Origin of the sequence: Novosphingobium resinovorum (assembly GCF_001742225.1) — a bacterium.
GTDB lineage: Bacteria > Pseudomonadota > Alphaproteobacteria > Sphingomonadales > Sphingomonadaceae > Novosphingobium > Novosphingobium resinovorum_A.
Genome location: NZ_CP017075.1, coordinates 2,331,895 through 2,352,906, shown reverse-complemented (window position 1 = coordinate 2,352,906; position 21,012 = coordinate 2,331,895). Strand labels below are relative to the sequence as shown.

The following is a 21,012-nucleotide window of genomic DNA, read 5'->3' as shown; positions in this document are numbered from 1 at the left end:
TGGTCACGCCGCGTACCCCGCGTAACCGGCGACGAGGCAAAAGACCTTGTCTATGCCGAAGCGGTTGCGGTGCAGCCCATCCATGAAGTCGTTGCCAAGGTTGTTCACCTTGTCCGTCACGCCGGGATAGTAGGGCTCAAGGCTCATGTCCGTGGGCAGCATCGCATAAAGGTCGATGAATTCGACCCGGCGGAACCGCGCGACCTCCAGTTCCGCTTGCCGCTTGCGCTCGTGGTTCGCCGGCAGAGAGAAGGCATTGGCCGCGTCAATGCGCTGCTGCTGGTCGCCGCAGAGCATGATGATCTTGGGCACGATCACCGCGCCCATCTTGGCATCGCGCTCGGCCTCCGTTTCGGAGCCGGTGAGGTTTGCCCGCGCGCGGCGATTGTTCCACTGCGCCAGCATCTTCTGAATGACCAGATCGATGTACTGGATATACTTCAAACCCGCTTCCGGCGTTGCCGTGTTTACCGCAAGCGGACTAACGACGGCTTCTCCACCAACCCCGTTAATGCTTCCCGCCGAGAAGGTACCGACCGATCCGGAACCACCCGTGTCGTTGCCGCCGGGGTAAAACCACGCCCCATGCGGAACCGGGCTCAGGGCAAAGAGCGAGGCGAGATCGGCATCACTGGCCAGCTGCTGCGCAGTGTGGCCCGACTTGCCCTGCAGGGACACCGTGCAGCCAAGCCTACTTTCTCCGGCCGCCTTGATGAATGCGTAATCCGAAGACGAACGGCTATCGCCATACGTGGCGAATACGCCTGTCGGCGGGATGATCGCATCAGCTGTGAACGGCAGGCTGATTTCATAGCGGACCGTCGCAGGGTAATTGCGGGCATAGCAGATATGGAACGAAGCGGTGTTCGCCGGCAGCTGGTAGGCACCGCGCATGCGGGCATAGTTGCCCGTCCCATCGACCTTGCCGACCACCACGCCGCTGGCATCGTAAGCGGTGATGACGTTCATGCCCGTGCTGGCGTAAGCGTCATAGATCACGAACCTTCCAGCCACCGCACCGCGAAGGGGCGTGGAGGCGCGATACCAGTTGCTGTCGCTATTAGGGGTCGTTCCCGCCGTGGTCACGAAACCAAAGGTCGTCGCGTAAGGCGTAAGATTGCCCGATGCGAGGTCGGTGTTTGCGGGCGGCGTGACCGCTGCCGGAGACACCACCACGCGACTGCCCGCTGCACGGGCAGCGCTGAATACCCTGGGATTGCCCCCGCTGAACTGGAAGAAGGCTGCAGCAGGCGATGTCATCGGCCCCGAGGCCACCGTCTGGGAAATGCTGATGGTGTAGGTTCCCAGCGCACCAGTCGCGGTCCCGTATGCAGTGACGATCGTACCGGCTGTCACGCCAGAACCCTGAATTTCATCACCGATGGCGAGAGACTGTCCGGCCGCCATGACCGTCACGTTCATTGTCGTGCCACTGATGTCGGCCGTGAACGATGCGCCCGGCGGCACGGTCACCGCGCCAACAACGCGCCCGGCAGCACCCGCGACGCGCTTGCTCTGGATGACATTCAGGTTGGCATCGAGGAAGAACAGGGGCGAGATGGCGGCGGCTGCCCACAGATCGTAATCGACCTTGAGACCACCAACCGAGCCGGGATACACGCGGATCGGCGCGGAATACCGGTAGTTCGCGTCATTATTCAGGACCGGCGCGGTCGCGCTCGTCCAGTATCCGCGCCGGGTATTACCCCAGAACAGATTGCCATCGCTCAAGAGGTCGCCATTCGCGGCGCCACGCAGGTAGCTGGGGTTCTTCTCCGTCGGGATGAAGCGCTGGGCGCCCACTGGAGTACGCGCAGAGTATCGGACCCACGCAGCGTCCGCCGGACGGGCGGGCGCTGCGGTAACCACGCCGCCGGCCGCAGCGGCCGCGACGCTCCCGGCCGGTATCACCGTCCAATCCTCGGTGAAGCATGCCACCGAGTAAGCGCCGGGATCGCCGATCAGGCTGATGTCGGCTGTAAAGAACAGGCTGGCGTCGAGAAAGTCCGTGCAGACCCATCCGGCGTTCGCCATCACCTGCCCGCCTGACGAGGAGATGTAGCCCGAGTTCGTGAAATACGTCCCGATACCGGCAGTCGCGACAGCCGCCGTCGCGGTCTGCGCCGTGGCAGCGGCGGCAACTGCCTGATCGCGAGCAGCGCCGGCCGCAGCGGCATCGACGTCGTAAAGCCGCTGCCAGCCCGCGCTTTCCTTCTTGAACACGCCGCTGTTGTTGACCACACCGCCCACCACCGGATCCGTGTGCGTGCCGGTGTCAGTGATCGGCACTTCGGCGACGGTGCCATACACCGCCGTCGTATTCGCGTTGAGCTGGCTCCAGAGCGAATAGGCGAGGCGGCCGGACGTGATGGTTCCCTCAGCGAGGGAGAGGCGGGCGGCCAGCGGAACGAGATCCGATACAAGCGCGCCGACCTGGCCGCCAGGAGTGACGCCGTCACCGGCGCGCAGCCGACCGGACCCGTCATCAACCGCGATCTCGCCCAGCATGAGCACGGTGGGATCAAGAACAACAGCAGGTGCATGCGGCAGAATACGACGGGTCATCAGCCCCAAACTCCATCAGAAGTGAAAGGACCACCCCACACGCCATCGTCGACCAAATCGGTCGCCTCCTGGAGGATGTTGAAGAGTGGTTGTACGGAAAACTGGCCGCCGAAAATGCCGACGATGCCGCGGTCAGAAGTCGTGAAAGAATGGCCGTCGCTGCCGATTGGAGCTTTCATGGCCCGGTCGACATCGCGCTTGAGCGCCTGATCGCGCTGGGCCGCACGGTCGTAGCCTTCGTTGACCGGCTCAGCGAGCCAAGCCGAACCGTTCTGAAACTGCAAATCCTGCGTGAACGACGGCTCAAGGATGGGTGTAACGGTCAGGCCGTCAGCTGGCGCAACATCGAAGACGACGTTGCCGCGCTTATCCTGCGCCTGCTGGACGGTGTACGACCCGGGATCGACCTCGACCCCGATGCCGTTGCGAACAAGCACGCCCACTTCCGCAGCGCTAGGCGCCTGGAAGGTGAAGGGGAAAACCACCGTCACGCCGTTGGCCAGATACGGCCCCGAAAATGCATTGTCGGTGGAAACAGCCATCGCAACCCTGCCTGAGAAACTCTCAGGGGGTTACGGGACCAGACGCCGCCGTTGAATCGCGCGGGCTATTCCTTGATCTTGCCCGTGGAGAGGCCCTCCAGCCATTCCCCGAAGCCGTCCGGATCTGCGTCACCGCGTCCGACATCGACTAGGAACTGCGTGGCGCTGGCCATCTGGCCAGGCACAAGGCCGGTCAGGTAGCCGGTCGTCTCCAGCACATCCTTGGTCGCATGCTTCGTCTCTTCGCCCCGCGCGATCTTGCCGACGTCGCCCGCGCTGCGCACAAAGCTCTCCAGCGAACGCTGCAGCGGCGAAATCGAGGTGCCGGAGAACCCGCCCCCGCGCGCCGCGTTCCACGCGGGTTCGAACACGTCGCGCACGAGGGGGATGGGGCCTAGCGAGTTGGCGAGAAGTTTGCGCGAGAGCCACTGCGCCCACCACTCATCATCTTCTGGCCCGGTAGGCGCGCCGACAGCGCCGCGCAGGATCTCGGTAAGAAGCGGCGGCAGGACGAGAAGGAAGAACGCGCGCGCTGCCAGCCGCGGCATATTGCGGGGTTTACGCGCATCCTCGCCCATGACGTCGCGGGCGAGTGTGCGCTGGCGCTGGTACTGCGCTGAGAAGTAGCTGTAGAACATTGTCATCAGCTTGAGGGCTTCACCCCACTTGCCGGTGCCGCGCTGGATCGCCGCCAAATCCTTCGCGCCGCCCGCGCCCTGCGACTGGCGCACAGCCTTGTCGCCAGCATAGACGGCATCTTGCTCAGTCATCCCGGCGGCGAGCGCGTTGTCATAGGCCGCCATCCACGTCGGCACGCTGACCATCAGGTCCATGAGTCCGATGCCGTGGAAGAAGAATTTGCGCCCGTCCATCACCAAGGCCCCCGCCTTCGACGCCGGGTTCGTCAGCGACAAGCGGGCGATCTCGGTGCGAATATCACGGTCCAGCGTCCCCATGCGGTGACGTACCTCACCCGATCGCTCCATTACATAAGCAACCATGGGGGGCATCTCGATGCCCTGGAAGGTTACGGCCTTGGCCGCTTTTCCGACGAGCTGCGCCTGAAATCGCGTGATGGCCTTCACCATGGCCGCCTCGCCCACGACCTCGATCGAATTCGAATAGCCTGCGATCTGGGTAATCATCGTGGTCGCGCGCAGGCCCATGCCCACTGCCGTCGCGTTGGCGCGCAGCTTGCCCAGCCACCGGCCGATGCCTTCGTTCCCCGCGCGCTCGAGCGCCCAGCTATTCGCCACGAACTTGACCCACGGGCGGAACTGGTTGCCGATCTCCTGCCCCAGCGCGGCGTCCACGGCGCGGCGAACGCGCTCGCTCGAAAGGAAGCGGTTCGCGGTGATCACGGCCTCGCGGTGCGTGATGTCATGGATCACCTCGCCGAGGTGACGGTTGATCACGCCGAGGTCGAGCAGGATCGGGCGCTTGACCTGCTCGTCGCGCGCCTTGGTGGACGAGGCCCGCGTGGTGGCCTTGGTATAGCCGCCCTCCAGGATGTCGCGCTCCTTGCCCGCATTCTCCTGCGCTCGGTAATCCCGGCTCGTGTCGTAGACGGCAGGGTAGTAACCGCCGCGCATCTGGCCGTTGCTGTTCGTGTCGAACTTGCGGGCGCGCACCTTGTCCGGTGCCACGCCGTTGACCTTCTTCTCGATTTCCTTGATCGACGGCCACAAAGTGTCGATCTCGTCCCAGACCGACTGGACGAACTGCCACTCCTCCTTAGTCAGCGTCTCGTCGAGATATCCGACAAGCGCGCCGCCATTGAGGCGATAGCCGTCGGCAAGGCGCTGCAGGTTACCTTCGTTGCCCACGTTCAGCGCCATCGCAACGAGCTGCTGCCGATTGAGCACCATGTGCCGTCCGGTCTCGAAGTCGATGAACGGCAGCACCATGCGATCCTGCCACCGCGCGGCGATCTCCTTGGGCACCGCCTCGAACAGCTTTTTGATCCGGCCCTGGTAGTCCTTGACCATGTCGGCCTCGCGCGCCTGCGCGTCGGCGATGGGGCGGAACACGATGCGGTTGAAAACGCCGTTGGAATTGCCACCGTCGAGCCAGTCGAACACGGTCTCCATCTTGAGGAGCGAGGCGTCGATACCCGCGATGCGGCGGCCAAGGCTCTCCCACCAGCGCGGCTCCGCCAGATCAGCGGGGAGCTTGCCCTTGATGCTCGCGGCCGCGTCGATGGCCTCCTGCTCGATCGCCTCCCACTCGCGTTCCTGCTGGCCGTCGAGAAGCGACTGCTTCAGGCGGCCGAGGTGCATGATCTGCTTGATGGCCTCGTCGAGCATCAGGATGTCGTCGATCGACATCTTGCTCCAGTTGGTCAGGCCCAGCGTCGCCTCGAAGGTCTCGGGCACGACGACGTCAAACCCCTCCGCTTCGCGCGCGGCGGCCCACGCCGCGAAGCTGCCCTTCCGGCGCTCGTAGATCTGGGACCGGCGCTTGAGGTCCACCGCCTCCAGCAGCATCTGCGCCTGTTCCAGATAGTCCTGGTCAACGGCCTTGCGGGTCTTTGCCTCCGCGATGTCCTGCATGCGCTTGCGCGCCGTCTCCACTTCGTCGGCCGCCGCGTATGCTTCCGCCGCCATGGCGTTGTTGAGCATCTGGAACTGCTTCTGCCGGTACGCCTCGGTATGGTCCCCAGATAGCAGCGCGGCTTCCGCAGCCTTCGCCGCGCGGGAAGCGTTGCGGCCGTGACGCACAAGCGCGCCGGGAGACGCGACATCGATCCACTTCCCAACCCGGACCTTGCCCCGCGCCCAGTCGCGGGCAACCTGGTACGGCAGCGGACCCTGACCTGTGCGCTTACCGAGTGCGCGGATCTCGGAAGAGATGACCTCGCCCAGCATCTCCGACTGGACGGCGGCCAGTGCCTCCTGTTCAATAGAGCCGTCGTTCAGCGGGTCGCCGTACCGGCGGTTCATCTCCACATCGGTGGCGGTCTCGATCGCGCGCTCGCGCATGGACCGCTTGTCGCCGTTCTCGCGCTCCTGCCGGTGGACGCGCTCCGCGCCGATCAGGGCCTCCAGCATTTCGGTGGCCGACGAATAGCCTGCGATCTCGGCGATGCTTTCCGGGTTCACGCCGCCATCGACGTGGAGCGGCGGCACACGGCGAGGCAATAGGTCGAGCGCATCAAGGCCCAGGCGATCAGCGATCCATTCCCGGCTGATGCGGTTTCCGCCCTTCTTCGTGTCCATGGCTGCAATGGCGCGAAACAGCGGGCTGGCGTCGATGCGCTCCTCCTCTTCGGCGCGCACACCCTTGCGGGCCTCGCGGTATCGCTCCGTTTCGCGGCGCCGGATCGTCGACATCACCCGGTCGAGCAGCTTGGCATGCGCCGCGGCATTCGCGTCCAGCGCCTTCTCCTGGTACGCGGCGAACTCAGCCTGCGTCATGCCTGCCTCGGCGGCATCCTTGAACAGATCCTCGATGCCCTGCCGGTCCCGCGCCGCCGCGATCTCCTCGTCGCTGGCGAGCATGCGGTCGAACACCTCGCGGATCTCAGGCGTGATCTCGCTGCGCAGCTGCGACACCGACCGATAGATCGACATCATCCACTGTCGCACGTTCTCGAAGATTCGGTTCAGCGCCGTGGTGGGCGCCTTGCCCTCCATGAAGTAGCGCTCGATTCCGCGCGCGAACAGCTCGTGCGCCTCTACCGGGATCGTGCCGTCCTCGGCGATGGCGTGGCCGGAGTGCGCGAACCAGGAGCGCACCGCGTCCCAGTCGGCGCGCAGCTGGTCAGGGGCATTGTCGAGCGCGGCGTCTGCGGCCAGCTCCTCAAGCCAGACGTGGCCCAGCTCGTGGATCGGCGTCGACAAATCTCGAGACTTGAATAGCTCGATGACGCGGCGGTTCTCCTCGAAGACGGTGCGCCCACGCGCCTCCTGTTCGTACGCTTGACCCTCCTGGCTCGGCTGCGACATGGCCTCGACCGCGTCGCGGATCTCGTCGTCGGTCATGTTCGACGGCGAATAGCCCGCATCCTCCAGCGTCTGGCGCAGGTCGTCGGCCGATGCGCGCACGTCGTCAGTGCGCCACTCAGTATAGGAGGGGTTGCCCGCCAGTTCATCGCCGATCGCATCGAGCAGGCGCTGGGTATCAAGCGTGGATGGCCCCTGTTCGTTCTCGACGTTGGCGAGGTCAGGGAAGTAGCCGGCGGTGATCGCCGCCTGCAGGGTGTTGTCGATGCCGAGATCGCCCATGCCCGAAACGCCGCCGACCATGTCGCCCTGCCGGGGATCATATCCGGTCAGGAAGCGGCTCGGCACCCCCATTGAAGCGAGATCGCCGCCGACGTCATTGATGCCGCCACGCTCGCGAATGAACTCCAGCAGCGTCGGGCCGATGCCATAACGCGGATTGGCGCCAGTGCGCAGCGCGTTGATGACGAGGTCGAGGCGATCGGCGCTGACCGCCTCCGCAACGCCTTCGGGCAGGATCTGGCGCACCTGCAGGTCGCCAAGGTCCTCGGGCGATAGCTCCATACCCAGCCGCTGGGCGCGGGTCTGGGCGCGCTGCACCGCGATCTCCGCGTACTGGCGGGCCACGGGCGACGTGAAACTCTGGCCGAACATCCCCGCTACGCGGTCGACGAGCTGGTCACGGGTCGAGCGAGAGGCGCGGTCCTCGCGGTCCCGGCGAGCCAGTTCGTCGGCGGCATGCGCAACGACGTCGTCCATGGCCTCCTCGAAGGTCTGGGCCTCGCGGGTCGACATGCCGCCCTGCGTCAGGCGCACATCGTCCTTGATGGCTTCCCACGCCGGAGTGCCGACCACATCCGTGAGGAAGTCCTCGATCGGCATGACGACATCGCCGCCACTGACCGCCGCCTCTTCCGCATCGGTGGCGCGCAGCGGGTCGTTGTCCGGGTCGTAGGCTTCCGACTGGTTGTAGGTGCGGATCGCCTCGCCGGGGATGAACACCGACGTCGCGCCCGCGTCGGCCGCCTGTTCGCGCACCAGCGTGCGGAAGGACTCGGGGTCGCGCTGCTTGAGCTTCGATGCGCCAGCCGCCTTGGCCGCCTGGTCAAGGAACGAGCGCTCGCGCTTCGCCTGACGGGCATCGCTGACGCGGCCTGCGACAGAAGCGGTCGCATCGGTGGCGCGGTGCAGGGCGCCGACGATGCTCGCATTGCCCGCGACGCCGCCGATGGTCGCGAGGGTGGTATCGAGCGCAGCTTGCGGCCGCTCTTCCAGATACTGCCCGACCGTCTTGTCGCGGTTTTCCGGCAGGTACTGCCAATCGGCGAGATCCTGTAGGATGGTGGCAACGTTCTCGCCCGCAACTTCCTGACCAAGCTCGCGGATGAACGCTTTGCCCAGCGGCGTCTTGCGGGAGATCATGTCGACGAGAGTGCTGGCAGGCAGGCGCTCGGTCACATATTCCGTGCCGCCCTGCGCAATGCCATACCGGATCGCCGTCGGCGCATCGAGGCCCGCCTTTCGGGCATCGTAGTAGGCAGGGCCGCCCACCGACGTTGCCATCAAGCCCGTGGCGAGAGCGGGACTGCGGGTCAACGCGCCGATGGAGCCAGCACTAAGGGAGGGAACGAGCGATTCCAGACCCTGTCCGATGATGGTCTGCTCGAAATACCCGCTGTACTGCTGTCGGCGGCCTTCGGTCTTCGAGGTGGCGCGCTGCACACCGGTATCCCAGTATCCTGAGCGCGCGGCGGCGCGGCGCTGCATCTCGCCGACCGTGATGTTGCCGGGCTGCGCCAGCGCTTCCAGCTGCTCGTAGGCCGAGTTGAAGGTGTCAGCGATGGCGGCGTTTACCTTTGCGCCTTGGACGCCGAGCGTATCGAAGGACGTGCGCACGGCGCCGGGAACCATGGTGATAGCGTGCCACGCCTTCCCGAGAAGGCTCAGGTTGTCGTAGTCGTCCTGCGCCATGGCGGCGCTACGAGGATTGTTTGCCGCCCATCGCCCCGTCGCAGGGTTTCGCCCAGCAAGGTCAACCATCTTGCGAACCTGTAGGCCGCGCTCCGCGGTGTCCTCATTCCCCTGCACGTCCGCGACGCTGGTACCGGTATCGCGGGCCAGCCGCTCAGTGCGCGCCACCGCATCAGGGGACGGGGCGGAGAGAAGGCCGTCGCGGATCTGCGCATCGCGCTGCCGCTCCATCTCGCGGTCAAGCCAAGTGCTCGACGGCTTCGAAGTGGATGGAAGGCGGGGCTGGCGCGCCCCCGGAAGATAGGATTCCAGTTCGGGGAATGGCGTCGACATAGGACCTCGCTTGACGAGGCGACCCTATGGGCGGCATGCAGCGGGTTGAATCGGGGTCACATGCTCACTTCATTGCTGCATTTCATCGGGGCATACATCGGTGCCGTCATCATCTGGAGCATCGTTGTGGTGGTGCTCAATTTGATGATGCCCGAACATAAAGGCCCAGAACGTCGTGCTGGCTGTTTTCTTTATGGCGTCTTAGCAATCTCGGGGCTCGCCGCACTTTCAGGAAATTATGCGATGGCGGCCCTTGGATGGCTGACGGGCGGCGTTACAATTTGGTATGTTTACCGCGCCATCTTGCGACGCAGGGCGTCGCGATCAACGCGAACACCGTTCGATGAGTAAAATGCGCCCGGAATGGGATGGAAATAGTTATCAGTTCTGGTGCCGGGCTTGCATTGTTTGCGGTACGATCGGGGTATCGTTCTGCATCGATGACTGGAACGTCGCCGCTATTTTCGTTTTATTTTTAATATTGGCGGTGCTTTTAGTTCCAGAAGGCCCGCAACCCCCAAAAAGTCACTGACTACCCGGCTTCCCCATTGCCTCCCAAGCCGTAACGATCTCGTCCTCGCTTGGATCACGCCCGTTCGCACGGCGGAAGCTGGACACGATGACAGACCGGTAGTTCGGCGATAGCGCCTCGCTCGACCGCTTCGTGCCCTTGCTGGTACCGATGCCGAGGAACGTGTTCTGCCAAGCGAAGTCGCGCGTCGCGTCACGGAACAGCCGGTCATAATCGGCATCGCTCAGCGTCTTGCCGCCAACCGCCTCATCGGCCGCACGCGATTCCATGTAGCGCCGGACGCGAAAGCCCTCGGTCGGGTTTTTGTCGACCTCGACGCCCACCCACTTCTTGGCGCGTGTGATTGCGCCGTCAATCTTGCCACGCGTGTCCTGCGCCTTCGGGTTGCGCAGATCCTGCTGCGCCTTGACCTGTGCGGTAGCGATCTCGTCGTACTCGCCCGGCGTCATGTACGCTCGATACTTGGCCAGGTTGAGACCCGCGAACTTGGCCTGATCGCCAAGGCCGCCCGCCGCCATGCGGTGCAACGCGACAACCGCCTCGCCGTTCGCCGTAGGCGCCTCCGCCTTGGTCAGTTGCTTCTCGATGTTCTGGAACTGGATCTTCTGGTCGGGGCTCAGCTGCGACCAGGTGGCTGGCGGGATCATCGAGGTGCGGAACTTGTCTCCCGCACCAGCAAGCAAGGTGGTGGCCGCTTCGTCGGCCGAGCGCCGCTGTTCGGACAGCAAGCCCTCGTCGGTCGACATGCGACGCGCCCAGACGTTGCGCACCCGCTTGGTCTGCTCCGGGGACCATTCTTCCTTGGCTGCATATTCATCAATCTGTGCGAATTTCGCCGCCTTGTCCCACTGCCGGGGCGCGTTGCTGTAGACGCCCGCCCCGCCCAGCCAGCCCTTGGCCTTCTCCTTGTGGGCTCCAAGAATTTCGGTGACGTGGCTGGTCACCGTGCCGTTGCCGTCGCTGGCATTGTACCGGCCGGGCTGGCCCGCGTTGATGGTGGAGTAGAGGTCCATCATGCCCATGCCGCGCTTGAACCCGCGATCCTCCAGGTAATCGCCGACGGCCTTCGTCCACTTGGCCGGGTCGGACGTCTTGTCGATCCCGTACTTCTTGCGTTCCGCCGGGCCGAACTGGATCAGCCCCATGTACTGACCGCCCTTGCCGCCCATGATGGTCGGGGAGAAGGTGCCGCCGGTCTCGTAAGACATGACGGCGGCGACGTCGGAGGGATCGAGACCGAAGCGTTTGGCCACATCGACGGCAACGCCCTGCCATGGCCCCGGGGCGGAACCGGCGGGAGCCGTGCCCTCGACCGGCCCCCCGGGGATTAGATCCGCGCGGTAGTCGTCGACACGCTCCTGCAGCGGCCCCTGCAGGCGGGCGAGCGTCTTGGTGTAGAGATCGCTGGTGATCTCGTCGCGGTAGGCGCCAAGGTACTGACCGACCTCGTCAATATCAGGATCGGCCTGCGCGAACATGCGATCGAGCACGCCCGCGTGCATCTTCGACATCGCCGCCTTCTCCGCGACGGCGTAAGCGTCTGGCATCGCAGCCTCGTCGAAGCCATCGAACTGCAGCTGGCGGCGCACGCTGTCACGCAACTGGAGCCCGGATTGGTCGCGGAACTGCGGGCTATCTGACGAGACCGCTGCATCAATCAGCGAATCCTGCTCGATCTGGAAGCTCGCGGACGTCTCCGCCCGGCTCTCGCCCAGGGCATGGCTGGCCCCCATGCGGCGCGCGGTGCCGTCGATGTCGAGCAAACCCTCCTCGATCATGCGGCGCATGCGGGGAGAGGTGGCAGATTTGAGCGCGCCCTCGCGGATCTGGTCTAGGCCCTTGTCGAAGCCCTCCTGCCCGGCGCGGGCAGCGCCCAGCTTGGTCCCCTTGTATTGGTCGACGGCGCTGGCGTACTGGTTCCGGGCCTGCGCGAGCGCGAGACGCGACTGGGTCTCGTCGTTCTCGGCGTTGATTTGGTCCTGCTGACTGAAGATCCGCGATGCGCCAGCCAGACCCTCCGCGAGGATGCCAGCCGCGCCGGGGCCGCTCGGTGCCTGAAAGCGCTCGCCCGTGGTGCGAACGGGGCCGACCTGCCCAGGCTGATAGTTAGGGACGCGGGGCAATTACTGGCTCCCTGCCTTCATCTTGCTGTACTGGTTGGCGGCGCTGAGAAGCGAGGAGCCCGCGTCGAACGCACCTTTGACCAAGGCCGCCTTACCTGCCTGGCGCGACGCAGCGGCCTGCCCCTTGTAGTTCGAGCCGGCGATGTCATGACCGCGCAGGTTCTCCGCGCCTTGGCGGTAGATACGGCCGACGTCCTCGCGGCTCAGCATCTCGGTATCGGCAACCACGTCGGCGGCCGTCCCGAAATCCACACCGACACCGGCGGCAGCGGCCCGCGCGCGCTGGGCACCCTTGAGCTGGCCGACCTTGCGATAGTGGTCGAGCGCGGCCTCGCGGGTGTTCTGCAGCTCCTGTTGACCCGCCTCGCGTTCCATGGCCGCGTTGCGATCGGCGATCTTCGCCTGAAACCGCGCCTGCGCGTTGGCCGCGAGCGCGCCGGTCGCAGCGCTGGCGGCAGCGAGGCCAGCCGCAATGATTGGTGCTGCGGGCCCGCACATCAGGCGCTCACCTTCTCGAAATGACGGAATGCCACGCCGCGCACGACCACCTCGTTCTCCTCGACCGTGAAACCCCAGCGCTCCAGAAGGCGGATCGCCTGGCGGTTGCGGGCCGACACTAGGTTGCGCAGCGTCGGCGATGAATCGCTCAGTCGCGAGACGAACCCCGGCCCCCACATCAGCAGCTCGCGCCCGTGGCGATAGACCTCGTCGGTGCCGAGAAACCACGGCGTGCCGATTCCGCTGATCAGATCTTCGACGACGACGCCGAACATCGCCTCGGGGCGCCCATCGACGATCGCGGTCCACGCCTTCGCGCTGGTCGTGTGCGCCAGCCGCAAGGCCGCCTTGGCGGTGCGGCCCATGGCAGCGCATTCCTCCTGGTCGATGTCACGCAGGCGGTTGGCGATCGTGGTGATGTGGCGGCGCTCCGCCGGGACCACCGTGACGCGGCTATCCACCGTGGAGCACCACGTCGGGCGCGATACCAAGGACGGTGAGCGGAAGCGGCGCGGTGGAGCGGATCAGCACGTTGATGCCATCCGTCGTGATGTTCTCCATCGTCGCGATGTAGTCCCCAGTCATCAGGTCATCAGGCGCGCCGTATGCCTCGTCGACCCGGCTCTTGATGAGGTTGAGGTGCTGCTCGCTGATCCCGGCCATGACCGATCGGCTATCGCGCAGCGTAAGCACCACGTCGCCGGGCTGCTGGATGCGACCTACGTTCCAGCCGCTGCCCGGCACGTTCATGCGCAGCGGCAGGGTCTGGATATCCGCGGTGAACGGGATGCCGAAGGTGACCTTGCTGGCAGTGGGCTTGATCGACGGCAGCGTGACCGAGCCGTTCGCAACGACCAGGTTGAACACCGCGACGCCGTCGGCGAGCCCGGCGATCGTGCGGCCCTCCAGATGCCACAGACCGGTGAAGGTGGCGCGCGGCTCCTCAAACTGAGCCGAGACGGCGCAGTCGAGAAACACGCAGTCGGACACGTCGGACCACAGGTGCGGCGCCAGCCGCTCGACGAAGCGCTTGGTCGTGCCCTGCACGTCTCGCTCGACGATGAAATACACCCGGTCCTCGCCGTCCTCGGAGATCGAGATGCAGTCGAGGAACTTCCCGTCGGTCTCGCACAGGGTCCAGCCCCACACGTTCTGCTCCTGCTCCCAGGTGAAGCACAGCAGCGCGCCGTCGGAGCGGCAGGCCCAGATCATCGACCGGGGCTCCTGCGCATAGCACCACGACACGATGGAGAAGCCCTCGAAGAAGTGAGGGGAGAAGATCGACACGTCGTTCGACTTCTGGCCGTCAACATCGAACGAGTAGAAGATGGTGCGCACGGTGTTGCCGACCGACGGGCAGTAGAACACCACGTTGTCGACGACGATCGCCGGGAGCCGCGAGGCGCCGCGCCCGATCTGCCGCTTCGGCGACGGCGGCGAGTTGCCGACGAGGATGCCGCCCTGGCCGTCGCCATCGATCGTGAAGATGGAATCGGACGAAAGCGCGAGCAGACCGGTGGTGCTGACCAGCTGGTTGATCGAGTTCACGCGCCCCGCGACGATGGTGAACGAGAGGCTGTCATTCTCGCGCAGCGGCTGCGAGCGATCCATGTTCTCCAGCTCGGCCGATCGCGAGGTGTAGACCGCGTTGGGGGCGTTGCGGGTGCGTGCCCACATCGAGCGCTGCTCGAACAGCGTCACGGTCGAGGGGTAGTCGGACGCGGTCTCGCCGAACGGGTTGTAGGCTTCCGGCGGGGCCTGATCGAGCGCGGGTCCGATGTTGTCGTCGCGGAACGTCAGGCTCTCGGTCGTGCCGATGTATCCGAAGAACTGCGAGTTTTCCGCCTTGTAGACCTTGTAGCGATCCCCGCCGCTGGCAGGCGCGGTGAAGGTGATCGTGTTGTAGTTACGCTTGAGCGTCAGATCGTTGGTCGCGGCGGCCACGTTGGAAGCGCGGCTTTCCAGCCCGTTCTCGTCGATGGTCGTCACGCAGTACCGCGCCGGCTGCGGGAAGTAGTTTTCGCCGTCGTTCTCGTCGTCGACGTTGGGCGTGGTGGCGACGGCCGCGCAGCCAGTCGGCGGGTCCAGCGCCGGGCCGAACGTCACGTCGATGAACTCCCACTGCGTATGACCCTCGCGAACCAGCTTGGCCGGGGCATGATCGATGTGGGCGAGGTACATCGTATCGGCGGTCTGCTCGTAATCGAGATCCGCCAGCTCGCTGCCGTTATAGGCCGAGCCCACCTGATAGACGCGCGCGACACCCATCAGAGCGGATCCGGTTCGGCGTAGTAGTCGCGCTTCCAGCTGCCACCGGGCGCGATGACCGGCGGGGTAGGAGGCGGAACGACCGGCGGAACAACGGGATCGACCGGATCGGGGTCGGGCGCCTCGGTGCGGGTGACGCCACCCTCCGCCGTTGTGAAGGCTGCAAGGCCGGTCGTGTTCGCGTTGATGGTGAAGCTCCCCGCATCGATCACGCTGGTCACCTTCCACACGCGGCCATTGAGGAAATCGCCCAGCGCGCCCGCAATGCCGGTCAGGAAGACGCGGTTGCCGACAGTGTAGCCGTGAAACGCGGCGGAAACCCGGGCCTGCGCCGCGTTTGTGATCGCGGTGATGGTCAGTTCCGTCTCGATGAGGCGGCCGCCGAAGGCGCAGGGGCTCATGTACCCGTGCCCCATCTCAAGGGCATAGGTCTGGGTCAGGGAGAACTGGAACGGGAGGAGGCGGTTCGGCATGCTGTAGTCCAACACCTCCGCAACCAGGTGCGTGCCGGGCCGCTTGGTCAGGCCGCCGTACTTGAGCACCATGACGTTGCGGGCACGCTTGACCGCCGAGGTGTAGGCGTCGACATCGAACCGTCCGTGGAGGTGCGGAGCAAGCTCGCCCTTGCTGAAATTCGGCTGAGCGCTGCGGAAATTCGCCATCAGAGCATGCCCATGCGGGCCAGTTCCGCCTCGGACACATAGGTCACCTGGCGCTGCGGCATCTTGTTCTCTTCGTGGGCGATGGCATTGCCGCGCGATTCGCGGGCGAGCGGGATAAGAGCCTGCTTGACCTTGGGGTCCTTGGTCAGCGGCATGGAAATCCGCACCGACAACTCGTTGACGAATGCCTCCTGCATCAACCCGCCCAGCTCGGATGCCTGCAGGCTGTTCGCCGTGTAGATGAGCGTAGCGGTGGCGACGTTGCTGTAGAGCTTGTCGCCCTCCAGCATGAAGCGCAGGGCCTGACCGTCCTGCAGTGGGAAGTTGTATGGCCCGCCCTCCGGCAGGCACGTGGCCGGGTCGTCCTGTCGGCGGATCGCGAGAGGCGTCTCCATGTCCGACGGCTTGGCGTAGGCGTAAAGCCATTCGGACGGGCGATCGTTCACCAGCTCGGCGAGAACCACGCGGCGGCGGCCGAGTGGCATGTTGTCCGACCACGCGATCATCTCGTTGAGGAGCGGCTGCGCGAAGCGGACGCACTGCTTCGATTCGGGCGTTGCCTCGTTGAGGCTGGCGATCTCGCCCTTGGCGATGTTCGCGAGCGCCCGGTTGCAGAGTTCGATCAGGCTGGCCATGGGGCGGGTGTATGGCGCAGGGCGGGGACGTTGAATCGCGACGCCCATACGAAAAGGGCGGCCATCGCTGACCGCCCTCCCTCAAGCTGTAGGCTGGCCCTCAGGCCAAGCCGGCGCGCCGGGTCTCGAAGATCGAGCGGGGGTGCGAGTTGGCGAAGCGGAATTCATCGCCGGTGGCGAAAGCCGGGACAAGGTCGACCAGAGCGGCGACGGCGCTGAGAACCACTCTCGAGATATCGGATGCGACGACCGCCACGAAATCGATCGAAGCTCTTGCGAGGGCGCAGACCCCGAGGGCGGCGGCGGCGATGTGGGTGAAGATGCGATGCATGACGTTCTCCGGGACCATTGGTGAAAGATGCCAGTGCGGCGGATGTACGGCGATGCCCGCGCCCGTTGAATCGCTCAGGTGGCCGCCACGTCCGAGCGGGCGACGGCAATAACGGATACCGTCGCGCCGACGGCCGGGCCGCCGAAGACGTTGTAGCCGGTCAGGGCGGTAACGATGGAGTTCACGCCGGTGATGACGGCGGTCAGAATTCCGGACACAACCGAGAGCTGGGGCAGCGCGCGGGCGCGCATGCCCTCGACGGTGACGCCGTAGTACTTGCCGTTGGCATCCTGCTGCCAGGTCAGGCCGCGCAACGATAGCGGCTGCGAACCCGCCGCTGCATCGGTCTCGGTGAGGTTGAGCCCCGGCTTGTTGGTGAAGCTGCGCGAGAACAGGGCAAATGCCTGCCCGTTGCTGCCGAGCGTCACATAGGTGGTGCTGGTCAGGCGCGGATGGGCGTGGCCCTCCTGCGAAAAGCGCATGGGCGCGCTACCGGCTGCACCGCCGATCTGCTCCGTCGCCGGGGTCGCGGTCGATGCCTGCGGGATTGCGCTGATGGAGGCGGCATCCGGCTTGAAGGTCATACGATCCACCACGTAGCGCCGTCGCACATCACGGTGAGACTGGCGTACTGCGGGGTGATCGCCTTGGAGGCAGCGCCGTCGATGTTCGCAGCGGCCGCTATCGACACCGTGTTCGCGCTGGCATCGATGCGCTTGACGCACAGCTGCCGACCATTCTGCGGCGCGGGCATGGTGACGGTGACGTTTCCGGCCGTGGCATCGACGAGGATGAGGTAGTCGGTGGCATTGACTGCCGTGTTGGCGGTGACGGCGCGGACACTGAGGGTCAGGTGCCCATCATGCGCGGCCACCATGGCGGCCTGCAGCGCATCGATGTCGGCCTCCGCCGTGTCGAGCCTGCCGTCGAGGGCAACGACCCCGGCTTCAAGCGCATCGGCGCGGCTGTCCAGCGCGGTGATGCTGGCCTCGGCCGCGTCAACTCGCTCCGAGAGTGCGTTAACCTGCTTCACCGATGCCGCTCGAACCGGCCCTGGTGTGACCTGCTCGCGCCGCACCGGCTGGCTGGACTGGTTGAGGGGGTTGCTTTGACGCTGCTGCATAGCGAAGTCGGCCCGGGCGGGAGAGGGTCGCCCGGGCCTTCCCTCGTCAGCCTTCCGCGTCGGCTTCGCGGAGGGCCTTGATGATCGCTTCGTCGTCGAGACCGTCGGCCGCGATCTTGCGCTTCACAGCTTCGGCCTTCAGTTCCTCGGGCTTGAGCTTGCTGTACGCGTCAACCGGTTCCGACGGCGCAGGAGCAGCGGGCGACTTGCCTGCCTTCCCGGACTTTTTCTTGTCCGGAACCGGCTTGCCGTCCTTGTCCAGCTCCTGCATCCATGCGCCCTTGGGGCCGTCGTCGTTGAAGACTTCGCCCGCCTGGCGCCACCGGCCGTCCGAGGACTGGCCACGGGTGATTGCGCGATACTGGGTCATCAGACTGCTCCCGGACGCGAGGCAACGATGCCGGCGAAGACCTTACCGGCCGTCGCGGGGCCACCGGCCACGACATAGTTGAGGCTGGCGTAGCGCTCCAGCGCACCCTCGGGGATCTGGGCGGGCACGCGGAACTTGTAGCCTACCTTCAGGTTGGCGACCGGAACCGGCTGGCTGGTGATGAGCGTCGTGGGCGAGCCGAACGCAACGTCATCGTCGAACTGGATCGCGACCGCGAGCGAGGTCAGCCCCACGAAAGCCTCGGTGACCTGCACCAGGATCTCGATCTCGGACAGCCCAAGGTCGCCGACGACCGGGCCAACGTTGCCGATGGGGGTTTCCGGCGCGCCGAAGTCGATGATGTTGGTCGAGCGCGCCGTTACGGTGATGGCCTGATCTTCGCTGAACAGGCCGGCTTCGTCGAAAAGAGCCATTGTCTTGTCTCCCTAGAGGGCTCCGGGGCGGCGAACCACACCCGGAGTAATCGGCCTGGCTTACGCCGCGGCCAGCGGCGCCTCGGCATTGGTGATGCCGTCGGTGACCCGAATCGGACAGCCGCGGAACATGGTCACTTCCTCGCCCTGGATCTCACGAATGGTGAGCTGCAGGGCAGGGTTGAGCGTCACGTTGCGCGACTGCTTGTCGAGGATCTCGAACATGGTGCTGTTCATGTACCAGCACGCCTTGGAACCAAGGAACGCAGAGTCCTTCACGTCCCAGTTATGCTTGGGCATGCGGGCGCGGTGGTAGGCGCTGACCATGTATTCCATGACGTCAACGGTGCCGTCCATCGCAGCCGACACGTCGATGTTGGCGACGCGCGAATTCGCACGCCAGTCCTTGACCGCGACGCCCGAGTGCAGCGTGAACTGCTCCTCCTGCACGTAGCGGATGCCGCCATCGCCGTCCTCGTCGCGCTGCTGGCCCTTGTCCTCGCGCTGGATGCCCATCGGAATGTTCTTGGGAACGAGCAGCGAGGTCTGCTGTTCGCCGTGACGCACGAGCCAGATCGAAGTGTTGTCAGCGCCGACGCCACCGGCACCGATCACCTGGTTCGAGGCGTTCTTGGTCGCTACCGGCAGCGAGTTGTAATACGCGGCGAGGCCGTCGAAGCCCTTGGGGTTCGTGCCCGTGTTCCCGTTGAAGAACATGAACTCGAATTCCTGGGCCATCGCCTCCAGATGCGTGCTGGCCTCGGAAAGGCGCAGCGCCGCCTCGTCGTCGGCGAGGTCGAGGATATCCTGAGGAACCTGCGACATCGAACGCGCGAAGCCGGTGGCGAACTTCTGCGGACGGGTCGCGCTCTTGGAGGGCGTGACGTAGCCGCCGATCGTCATCCATGCGACGTTGGGCAGGCCGGTGCGCACGAGGGTTTCGTGCTCGGTGCCCTTGTTGCAGGTGACGAAAGCGCCATCGCGCATGATGACGTTGTGCTGGTTGAGCACTTCGGCGACGGGTGCAATCTTGCCGTCGGCGCCCTGCTTGGTCAGCAGGTCCGCCCACGTCAGCGCAGTGGATGCGAGAAGAGCCATAGCTACTTGCTCCTACGGTTGTTGGGGTACATTTGAGTGAGCGGATCGCTCTTGGCTTCTCCCGCACCGGAGCGCGGGAATCCGTCTTCCGACAGCATCTCGCCGACGCCGCGCATGATGCGCACCATCTCGGGATGATTGCCGAAGCCGGTTTCGGTGAGCAGCTTGCGGAAGTCCGACCCGGCCTCGATGCCGAAGTGATCGAACGCCTTCCCCGCAAGGTGCAGCGTCTGTTCGAGGTTCGCCCCGCCGATGTCGGGGTGATCCTTGGTTTCCTTGAGCCAGCCAGCCTTCTGCACCGCGCCCGCGTCGACGAGCTGCTGCAGCGTGGCGGTTTCGACCCGCTCCTTGAACTTCGCGGCGGCGGGCATCAGCTTCACCGCCTCGTCGTTGGTCAGGCCTACTTCCTTGAAGACTTCGCTGGCCTCATCGAGCGCGGCCTGGTCGAGGTCCATGCCCTCGATCGCGATCTCGTACTTCTCGGGCACGATGCGCTCGGCCGGGGCCTCTTCGTCTCCTTTGGCGCCTTCACCGCCCTTATCGCCGCCTTCCGTCAGATCTCCGCCGAGGAGCGAGGTGTCGGTTTCGGTGCCGGTCTTGTCCTGCGCTGCTTCGCCGGGCGCTGCGTCGGTCTGGGCCGGCTGTTCGGTGGTCGCTGCATCGCCGCCATCTCCCTGCGCTTCTCCGCCTTCGCCGCCCGACTGGCCTGCGTCACCGCCGCCGGTGGACGAATCGTGATCGGGTGCGCGGAGCAGGCGGCCGCGAGCACGCTCCATCGCCGTCGGACGGATGCCGCCGAAGGGCGTAGCGAGCGAGGCGGCGCTAGCCATCCTCGTTGAGCTCATCAAATCTGCGAGTGTCGTTGTTGCGTTTGCCACGGGCCTTCTCCTTGGAAATGTTCACAGCTGCGAGGATCGCTGCATTGAGGGTCACGAGCGCACCGGGATCGGAGGCGCGGACCTCTTCAGGCTGGCCGCGATGGGCCAGCTGCAGAATGTCGAACCCCAGGCTGCGACGTCCCTCGGCAAAGCTGAGATCACGCGGTGTGTGCCCATGAGCAGGACCCTCATGGCCGAGGATTCCAGCGCTTTGAATCGCGGCGAAAAGAAAGCGGCGAAACTCAGGGAGCTTGAGCAGGACAGCCATGTCCTCGTGGGTGGCGTCGCTCATTTGCTGTAGGAATTCGGATAGAGCTGCGCAGCAGCGGGGAGGTCTAGCTCGGCGTCAGGCTCGCGCTCCTGGAAGTATCGGGAGAGGCCGTCGACGCCCATGTTCTTCAGGTTCGTCGAGCTGGGCACGAATGCCCACTTGCCGCTTTTCTTCTCAACCCAGCGCCCGCCCTGCAGCTCGTGAGTGCTGTATTTGCTCTCCTGCGAGAACGTGGGGTGGTTCGGCTTCTTGTAGGTGTCGGGAAGGTGGCCGTTAGCTGCCTCCTGAGCATTGTCCTTCCATGCACCTCGCAGGTCATAGTCGAACGTGTCACGCTCGCGGCCGCTGGCCTTCGCCCACGCCTGAAACTTCGCTTCATCTTCGGGTGAAAGCTGGGTGTTATAATCGCCCGATAGATCCTGCGGTTCGCGCAA

General features: G+C 65.2%; 19 protein-coding genes. 1 reads left to right on the top strand and 18 read right to left on the bottom strand.

The features are described from left to right. Nucleotides 1–3: 3 nt before the first annotated feature. The 3 genes from BES08_RS11075 to BES08_RS11065 all read right to left on the bottom strand — a co-directional run bounded on the left by BES08_RS11075 (nucleotide 4) and on the right by BES08_RS11065 (nucleotide 9,355). Nucleotides 4–2,565 (bottom strand): hypothetical protein, encoded by a 2,562-nt coding sequence (locus BES08_RS11075; protein ID WP_156799841.1) that lies wholly within the window; start codon nucleotides 2,563–2,565, stop codon nucleotides 4–6. After that, complete coding sequence (locus BES08_RS11070) at nucleotides 2,565–3,107, bottom strand: hypothetical protein (protein WP_069708301.1); 543 nt, start codon at nucleotides 3,105–3,107, stop codon at nucleotides 2,565–2,567. The genes BES08_RS11075 and BES08_RS11070 overlap by 1 nt, the downstream gene beginning before the upstream one ends. A 65-nt stretch (nucleotides 3,108–3,172) precedes the next feature. Continuing rightward, complete coding sequence (locus BES08_RS11065) at nucleotides 3,173–9,355, bottom strand: LPD22 domain-containing protein (protein ID WP_069708300.1); 6,183 nt, start codon at nucleotides 9,353–9,355, stop codon at nucleotides 3,173–3,175. Between the two features lie 60 nt (nucleotides 9,356–9,415). On the opposite strand from BES08_RS11065, the gene BES08_RS32820 reads away from it, so the two are divergent. After that, entirely contained in the window at nucleotides 9,416–9,706 is a 291-nt protein-coding gene (locus tag BES08_RS32820; RefSeq protein ID WP_197524359.1) for a hypothetical protein, read from the top strand. A 174-nt stretch (nucleotides 9,707–9,880) separates the two neighbouring features. Here the strand turns inward: BES08_RS32820 and BES08_RS11060 are convergent, their stop codons facing one another. The 15 genes from BES08_RS11060 to BES08_RS10990 form a co-directional block, all read right to left on the bottom strand. Further along, on the bottom strand, nucleotides 9,881–12,010 hold the full coding sequence (locus BES08_RS11060) for an efflux RND transporter permease subunit (protein ID WP_069708299.1): 2,130 nt from the start codon (nucleotides 12,008–12,010) through the stop codon (nucleotides 9,881–9,883). Then, on the bottom strand, nucleotides 12,011–12,508 hold the full coding sequence (locus tag BES08_RS11055) for a hypothetical protein (RefSeq protein ID WP_069708298.1): 498 nt from the start codon (nucleotides 12,506–12,508) through the stop codon (nucleotides 12,011–12,013). Then, nucleotides 12,508–12,969, bottom strand: coding sequence for a hypothetical protein (locus tag BES08_RS11050; RefSeq protein ID WP_069708297.1), 462 nt, complete (start codon nucleotides 12,967–12,969; stop codon nucleotides 12,508–12,510). Before BES08_RS11050 ends, BES08_RS11055 begins: the two co-directional genes overlap by 1 nt. Then, entirely contained in the window at nucleotides 12,962–14,776 is a 1,815-nt protein-coding gene (locus tag BES08_RS11045) for a phage tail protein (protein ID WP_069708296.1), read from the bottom strand. The genes BES08_RS11050 and BES08_RS11045 overlap by 8 nt, the downstream gene beginning before the upstream one ends. After that, nucleotides 14,776–15,438 carry a hypothetical protein gene (locus tag BES08_RS11040; RefSeq protein ID WP_069708295.1) on the bottom strand — a complete coding sequence of 221 codons (663 nt, stop codon included), beginning with the start codon at nucleotides 15,436–15,438 and terminating at the stop codon, nucleotides 14,776–14,778. Before BES08_RS11040 ends, BES08_RS11045 begins: the two co-directional genes overlap by 1 nt. Then, nucleotides 15,438–16,073, bottom strand: coding sequence for a phage connector family protein (locus BES08_RS11035; protein ID WP_069708294.1), 636 nt, complete (start codon nucleotides 16,071–16,073; stop codon nucleotides 15,438–15,440). The genes BES08_RS11040 and BES08_RS11035 overlap by 1 nt, the downstream gene beginning before the upstream one ends. Before the next feature lie 100 nt (nucleotides 16,074–16,173). Then, nucleotides 16,174–16,404, bottom strand: coding sequence for a hypothetical protein (locus BES08_RS11030; protein WP_156799839.1), 231 nt, complete (start codon nucleotides 16,402–16,404; stop codon nucleotides 16,174–16,176). A 74-nt stretch (nucleotides 16,405–16,478) separates the two neighbouring features. Continuing rightward, nucleotides 16,479–16,988: a hypothetical protein gene (locus tag BES08_RS11025; RefSeq protein WP_069708292.1), complete on the bottom strand. Its 510-nt coding sequence runs from the start codon at nucleotides 16,986–16,988 to the stop codon at nucleotides 16,479–16,481. After that, a complete protein-coding gene (locus BES08_RS11020) occupies nucleotides 16,985–17,527 on the bottom strand; it encodes a hypothetical protein (RefSeq protein WP_069708291.1) in 543 nt (180 codons plus the stop codon). Before BES08_RS11020 ends, BES08_RS11025 begins: the two co-directional genes overlap by 4 nt. Nucleotides 17,528–17,573: 46 nt before the next feature. After that, nucleotides 17,574–17,897 (bottom strand): hypothetical protein, encoded by a 324-nt coding sequence (locus BES08_RS11015; RefSeq protein ID WP_069708290.1) that lies wholly within the window; start codon nucleotides 17,895–17,897, stop codon nucleotides 17,574–17,576. Beyond that, nucleotides 17,897–18,331, bottom strand: coding sequence for a Bbp16 family capsid cement protein (locus BES08_RS11010; RefSeq protein WP_069708289.1), 435 nt, complete (start codon nucleotides 18,329–18,331; stop codon nucleotides 17,897–17,899). The genes BES08_RS11015 and BES08_RS11010 overlap by 1 nt, the downstream gene beginning before the upstream one ends. 60 nt (nucleotides 18,332–18,391) lie before the next feature. Further along, nucleotides 18,392–19,429: a major capsid protein gene (locus tag BES08_RS11005; RefSeq protein ID WP_069708288.1), complete on the bottom strand. Its 1,038-nt coding sequence runs from the start codon at nucleotides 19,427–19,429 to the stop codon at nucleotides 18,392–18,394. A 2-nt stretch (nucleotides 19,430–19,431) separates the two neighbouring features. Further along, entirely contained in the window at nucleotides 19,432–20,259 is an 828-nt protein-coding gene (locus BES08_RS11000) for a hypothetical protein (RefSeq protein ID WP_231957950.1), read from the bottom strand. Continuing rightward, nucleotides 20,252–20,599, bottom strand: coding sequence for a hypothetical protein (locus BES08_RS10995; protein WP_069708286.1), 348 nt, complete (start codon nucleotides 20,597–20,599; stop codon nucleotides 20,252–20,254). Before BES08_RS10995 ends, BES08_RS11000 begins: the two co-directional genes overlap by 8 nt. Beyond that, the gene (locus BES08_RS10990; RefSeq protein ID WP_069708285.1) at nucleotides 20,596–21,012 is read right to left on the bottom strand and encodes a hypothetical protein; all 417 of its coding nucleotides are present in this window, start codon (nucleotides 21,010–21,012) and stop codon (nucleotides 20,596–20,598) included. Before BES08_RS10990 ends, BES08_RS10995 begins: the two co-directional genes overlap by 4 nt.